This window comes from Methylobacterium sp. B1, from assembly GCF_000333255.1.
Classification (GTDB): domain Bacteria; phylum Pseudomonadota; class Alphaproteobacteria; order Rhizobiales; family Beijerinckiaceae; genus Methylobacterium; species Methylobacterium fujisawaense.
Genome location: NZ_BACT01000465.1, coordinates 1 through 5899 on the forward strand (window position 1 = coordinate 1; position 5899 = coordinate 5899).

Annotated in this window: 6 protein-coding genes; 3 read left to right on the forward strand and 3 right to left on the reverse strand. The window is 73.4% G+C overall.

The features are described 5' to 3' along the window. Window positions 1-172: 172 nt before the first annotated feature. A complete protein-coding gene (locus tag I53_RS13460) occupies window positions 173-1030 on the reverse strand; it encodes an RNA methyltransferase (protein ID WP_043351515.1) in 858 nt (285 codons plus the stop codon). Between the two features lie 886 nt (window positions 1031-1916). Here I53_RS13460 and I53_RS13465 point away from each other — a divergent pair. From I53_RS13465 to I53_RS13475, 3 genes are all read left to right on the forward strand, one after another. Further along, window positions 1917-3011, forward strand: coding sequence for a replication protein RepA (locus tag I53_RS13465; RefSeq protein ID WP_043351517.1), 1095 nt, complete (start codon window positions 1917-1919; stop codon window positions 3009-3011). Window positions 3012-3452: 441 nt separating this feature from the next. Beyond that, window positions 3453-3794 carry a hypothetical protein gene (locus I53_RS36135; RefSeq protein WP_374701323.1) on the forward strand — a complete coding sequence of 114 codons (342 nt, stop codon included), beginning with the start codon at window positions 3453-3455 and terminating at the stop codon, window positions 3792-3794. A gap of 182 nt (window positions 3795-3976) precedes the next feature. Then, the gene (locus I53_RS13475; RefSeq protein WP_043351523.1) at window positions 3977-4207 is read left to right on the forward strand and encodes a hypothetical protein; all 231 of its coding nucleotides are present in this window, start codon (window positions 3977-3979) and stop codon (window positions 4205-4207) included. A gap of 49 nt (window positions 4208-4256) precedes the next feature. On the opposite strand, the gene I53_RS13480 is transcribed toward I53_RS13475, so the two are convergent. Together I53_RS13480 and I53_RS13485 are read right to left on the reverse strand one after the other, a co-directional pair. Beyond that, window positions 4257-4622 carry a hypothetical protein gene (locus I53_RS13480; protein ID WP_043351518.1) on the reverse strand — a complete coding sequence of 122 codons (366 nt, stop codon included), beginning with the start codon at window positions 4620-4622 and terminating at the stop codon, window positions 4257-4259. A 419-nt stretch (window positions 4623-5041) separates the two neighbouring features. Next, on the reverse strand, window positions 5042-5899 hold an 858-nt coding region (locus I53_RS13485), incomplete at its 5' end, for a solute carrier family 23 protein (protein ID WP_043351520.1).

The window sequence follows — 5899 nt, forward strand, 5'->3', positions numbered from 1 at the left end:
CGTCAGCATCCGGACGCGCCTTCCGCCTACGCCCCCCTCATCCACAACTCTACGGGAAGTTGCGGAAACTGCCTAGTCGGAAGAGGGGCTTCCGGCGCCGGTTCCGTGTTTCCGAACATGTCTCGACCGGGCCGTCGGTCCGCGTCGCGGACAGGCCTCGGTCAGGTCGCGGTCAGGTCTCGGTCCGGCCGAGGGCGTAGAGAGTGATGGCGGCGGCGTTCGAGACGTTGAGGCTGCGGATCGCCCCCGCGAAGGGGATCCGCGCCAGCAGGTCGCAGCAGCTCCGGGTGCGCTCGCGCAGCCCCTTGCCCTCGGCGCCCAGCACGATCACCAGCGGCCGGGCGACCGTCACGGCGTCGAGGCTTTCCGGCGCGTCGGAATCGAGGCCGACCCGGGTGAAGCCGCGTTCCCCCAGGGCGATCAGCGCCTCGGCGAGGTTCCGGACGGTCACGAACGGCACGTGCTCCAGGCCGCCGGAGGCGGATTTCGCCAGGACCCCGGTTGCGCCCGGGGCGTGGCGCGCCGTGGTGACGATCCCCGCCACCCCGAAGGCCGCGGCGGTGCGGACGATCGCCCCGACATTGTGCGGGTCGGTGATCTGGTCGAGCGCCAGCAGCAGCGCGTCGGCGGGCAGATCGTCGAGCCCCGGGGCGGGCAGGGGCTCGGCCTCGAGATACAGCCCCTGGTGGACGGCGTCCGGTCCGAGCAGGCGGCCGATCTCGCTCGGCCGGACCAGTTCCGGGGTGATCCGCAAGGCGCCGCCGAACTCCGCCTCCAGCCGCGCCGCCGCGTTCTCGGTGGCGAGCAGCCGCTGCAGGCCGCGCTGCGCATTGCCCAGGGCCTGAACCACGGGATGCCAGCCATAGAGCACGGCCGGCCCGTCGCCGTCCGCCTCCCGCTGGCGGCCCGCCGCGCCGGGACGGCTGCCGGGGCGGTTGCCGGGCCGCAGAGCCGGACGTCGGGGCCCGTGCGGGCGATTCGGGGCGGGGCGACTGCCGGACGGACGGCCGTCATCGCGGCGGTCCGTCATCGGGATTCGATCGGGAAGGGAGGCATCGGCACGCTCTTCATCTGAGGGCCCTCTGGGACGGCTCCGAGAAACCGGGCGGCATCGCCCGCGTCAAGCCGCCATCGCGGGGATCGCGACGGTCCCCGTGACGAAGCCGGCCGGCCCGCCGCCATCCAGGCTCTGCGGATCGTCAAGCGGCGACGGCGGCAATTCGAGGGAATGTGGAAAACCATCATACATTCCCTTCGTACCCTGTGCGCTTCCGGTGCGGTCAGGGTTCGTTCGTCAGAACGAACGGGCTCTCCGACACTAGGAAGATTATCTGGAAGAGTCTTTCAGAGAGTCAGTTCGGCAAGTTATATGCAGTCCGAAATTCCTCATTCTGGCCATGGGGTTGATGTGGTTTTGCGCATCCGACTCTGCGTGGGTGCGCATCGAACTCTGCGCGGTCGCGTATCGGATTCTGCGCCGGACCGGCGACGTGGCGTATCGGAATCTGCGCGGCAGCGTATCGGATTCGGCGGGGATTCCGGCCCGCGCCGGTGGATAACGGGGACGGAACGCGGGCGGGTGGGCGTATCGGACTCTGCGTGGGATCGGGCGGCGGACGGACCCCGTATCGAACTCTGCGTCGCGCGGGGCCGGAGGGGCCCCGGAGAGCCGAGAGGGGCGGAGCGGGGGCGGAGCGGGATCGAAGCAGGATTGGAGCGGGGATGGAGGGGGGCCGCGGTCACCCGGCCCCGGTCATGCGCCTGCATTCGGGGGCGGGCCGGGAGCGGGGAAGCGTGGATTGCCGGGACAAGCCCGATCGAACCGGGTCCGCGGCGTCCGAATCGTGGCATGGCAGGATCGGGCCGTTCTCCCGTTCGCCGGACGAACGCGCCCCTGTGCCGCGGACCGAGGGGCGATGAGCATCGAGGAGAAGATCGCCGGGATCCACGACCCGGACCTGCAGGCCGAGATCGAGGCGGCGCGCGGCGGCTTTCTGTTCGCGCAGATCGTGGAGCACGTGTTCCACCGTCAGCGCGAGCGCGATGCCCAGGCCGCCCTCCTGGGTGAGGAGGAGAGCCGCCGGGCCGGCCTGTCGCGCGACCAGCGCCGCCGCGACGCGGTGCGCCTCGTGATCGAGAGCGAGCCGGCGCTCCCGTCGAGCCTCCAGCACATCCATTCGGTCCTGGCGCTGTGCGGCCTGCCCTACCGCGACCCCGGGCCGGTGCGCGAATTCTCCCGCAGCTACGGGCGCAACTCCCTCAGCCTGATCGCCGGCCGGATCAAGGATCCGGAGACGGGCGCCTTCGAGCCCCAGGGGCTGCCCTACGGCCCGAAGGCCCGGCTGGTCTTGCTGCACCTCTGCACCGAGGCCGTGCGCCAGCGCAGCCCCACCGTGAAGGTGGCCGAGACCCTGTCGGGCTTCATGCGCGAGATGGGCTTCGCGGTCACGGGGGGCGAGCGCGGCACCATCCGCCAGTTCAAGGAGCAGCTGAACCGGCTGGCCGCCTGCTCCATGCAGATCGGCCTCTGGGACGGGCGCGACAGCGCCACCACCCTCAACGTTCCGCCGTTCCGCAGCCTGGAACTGTGGCGCCCCCGCGCCGGCGAGGGGGCCGACGAGGCGGGGCGCACGGTGCGCTTCGACCCCGAATTCTACGAGACCCTGATCCGGCACGCCCTGCCGGTGGACGTGCGGGCGGCCCGGGCCTTCTCGGGCTCGGCGCGCAAGCTCGACCTGCTGTTCTGGACCGGCTACCGCCTGCGGTCGCTGCAGCGACCGCTCCGCCTGACCTGGGCCAACCTCCACGCGCAGTTCGGCGCCGAGAACGCCTCGATCCGCAGCTTCCGGCAGGCGTTCAAGGCGGATCTCGCGCATCTGCGCGAGGTCTTCCCGCGGCTGCCGCTGGTCCTCGACGAGGGCGGCCTGACCCTGCATCCGGCCGATCCGAGCACGCTGCTCGTGCCGCCCAGGCCGGCCGCCAAGGGAATGCGGAAGCGGGCAAGGGAATAAGGCTCGCCGGATGGAATATTCCGACTGTCGCTCAGGCGGTACGGGATATTCCGACTTAGAGCATTCCCACCGGTGCTGAGAACGGGTAGATGTTCCCTCAGGTCGGAGGGACCATCGCGTGGGCCTGTCGGAATCCGAGATCGAGGCGCGGCTCGCCGCGTTGCGGCGCCAGCGCGAGGCCCTCGACCGGCAGATCGCCGACCTCGTGCTCTACCTCGAGCTCGGCCGCCGCCTGGGAGCCGCCGGATCCGGGGCGAGGGCGGCATCGGATCCGGTCCCCGAGCCGGGGACGCGCCTTCGCGGAGACCCGGCCGACGATCCGGCGCTGGGGGACCCGGGCGTGCCGGGGGATCGGTCCGGACCGGCGGCGGAGGATTCCGGCGCGCCGCGCGGACGACGGGGGCGGAAGCCCGTCTGGAAGTGCATCCGGAGGCGCGTCCCGTGGTCCGGACCGATGCCGCCGGCGCCCGCGGCGCCATCCCGCCGGCCATCGCCTTCACGGAGGATGCCGCCGGCGCCCGCCGCTACGGCCGGGCCGTGGTGGAGGCGGCCTGCGCGGCGATCGGGCGCGCGGGCCGGCCGCTGCACGCGGCCGAGATCCTGGAGGTGCTCGTCGGGCAGGGCTTCACCCTGCCCGGCCGGGATCCGGTGGCGGCCCTCAACACGCGGCTGTGGAAGCGGTCCGGGCCGGGCGGGCCCCTGAGCCGGGTCGGTGAGGCCACCTACGCCCTGGCGCCGCCGGATCCGGAACCCGCCCGAGGGGGCCCGGTCACGCAGACGTGACGCCCGGCCGGGTCGCCCGCGCCCGCATGTTCGGGCACGCCGGCCGGCGCGGCCGACCGCCTGCGGGTCAAGCCGGGCATCGGCAGCCTCAGCCGGGGAGGGCGTGCCATGGACACGGTCATGAACACCGTCATGGACCCGATCGGCGTGATCGGCCGGCATTGGACGACCGGGACGCCGCGATGACGGCGGCCTTCGCGACGCCGGCCGCGCAGGTGTGCATCTTCCTTCTCGGCTGCGCGGTGATCCACGCCGCCCGCGCCCATGCGGATCTGATCACGCGGCCGCTCGCGGTCGCGGCCGTCGCAGCGGCCGTGCTGGTCCTCCTCGTCGCCTCCCTCGTCGCTTCTCGCGACCAAGCCCCGGAGGACGGCGAGACCTTCGACGCGGTCGCAGTCTACGGGGCTTCCTGAGCCGGCGACCGGGTCCGGGGCAGAGCCCGGCACGGCCCGGGCGGACCGCTCAATTGACGAGGCAGAAACCGAGACCGGTGCCGACCCGCCGCTCCTGCGCGCACCACGGCTTGGGCGTGGCGGACGGGGCCTTCAGGCTGGCGGTCGTCTGCGCGGCGTCGGCCGCGGTGCTGCGGAGCGCGAGGCTGCCGGGGGGCGTCGGGACCGGGTCGGGACGGGCCGCGTCCGGATCGGGAACGGATCCCAGGCGCAGTCTCGGCGCCACCCCGCCGTCCGGCATCGGGACGGGGGCGCTCGCCGCCACCGGCTGGGCGGGATCGGGCGGATGCAGCGTCGCAAGGCCGGGCATGTCCTGCGCCGCCGCGGCGCCGCACAGGACCAGGCATGCGGCCGAAGCCGCGAGGAACCTGATCATCGACGAAGCTCCTGACGAGTACCATTCCGCGGCCGATCCCGCGCTGCGGGCCTGCCGTAGCGGCGAGTCTGGCGGTCCGCCCGTTAAGGGGGCGCGAAGATTCAGGATTAACCGGTTGTGAAAACGATGGAATTCCGGGTTCCGACGAACCCGGGCGGCTCCCGGCCCGCGTCGGGACGGACCGGAAGGCGGCCCCGTCGACCGGTTGCCGCGACCGTCTGCCGCGACGCGGACAGGCCCGGGGGCGCCGTCCGCTCGGATCCGCGTGGAAACATCGGGGCGCCGCCGCAGGACCCACGGTCCCGCCTTCGGATCCCGCCCGGACCCCGCCCACCCCGCGTCCGCTTCGGGCCCGCGTCCGCACGGCCTGCTCCGACGCGCCCTGTGCCGAAGGGTCTGCCCCTTCGGCACAGGGCTTCCTAGTGGGCCGGGGCCGCCACCGCGGCGGCGAGCCGGTCGTGCGGGACTCCCGACCCGCCGACCACGGCGATCCGGCTGCCGGCGGCGCTGCGCCGGCTCGCCCAGTCGCCGATCATCTCCAGGCAGGTGTGGTCGATGGCCGCGAGGTTGTCGGTGGCGAGGCGGACCTCGCCACCCTCGGGGGTACGCTCCAGGGCCGCCGTGAGGCTCGGAAGCTGCAGGAAGGTCGCCGCCCCCGACAGGCGCAGCTCCGGCACGCCGGGCACCTCCGGGGCCGCCGCGTGCTCGATCCGGAGCCGGCCCTTGCGCAGGCTCGGCAGGGCCTGGATGAGGCTCAGGGCGAGGCCCGTGAGCACGCCGGAGAGCAGGTCCACCGCCACCACGGTGGCCATCGTGGCCAGCCAGATCGCGGCGGTCAGCCAGCCGTAGCGGGCCTGCAGGTGCAGGGCGTGGGCCGGGCTCGCCAGTCGCCAGCCGGTGACCACCAGGATGCCGGCGAGGCTCGCGGTCGGCACCAGGGCGAGCAGCCAGGGCAGGGCGAGCAGGAAGGCCAGGATCCAGGTCCCGTGCATCACCGTGGCGGCCCGGCTCACCGCTCCCGCCTGGACGTTGGCCGAGGAGCGTACGATCACCCCGGTCATCGGCAGCGCGCCGAGGAGTCCGCAGATCAGGTTGCCGATGCCCTGGGCGCCGAGCTCCCGGTTGAAGCGGGTGCGGGGGCCGTCATGCATCCGGTCGACAGCGGCCGCCGAGAGCAGGCTCTCGGCGCTGGCGATCACCGCGATGACCAGGGCCATGATCAGGATCTCGGCCTCGGCGAGGGGCGCCCAGGCCTCGGCCCCCGGCAGGGCGAGTCC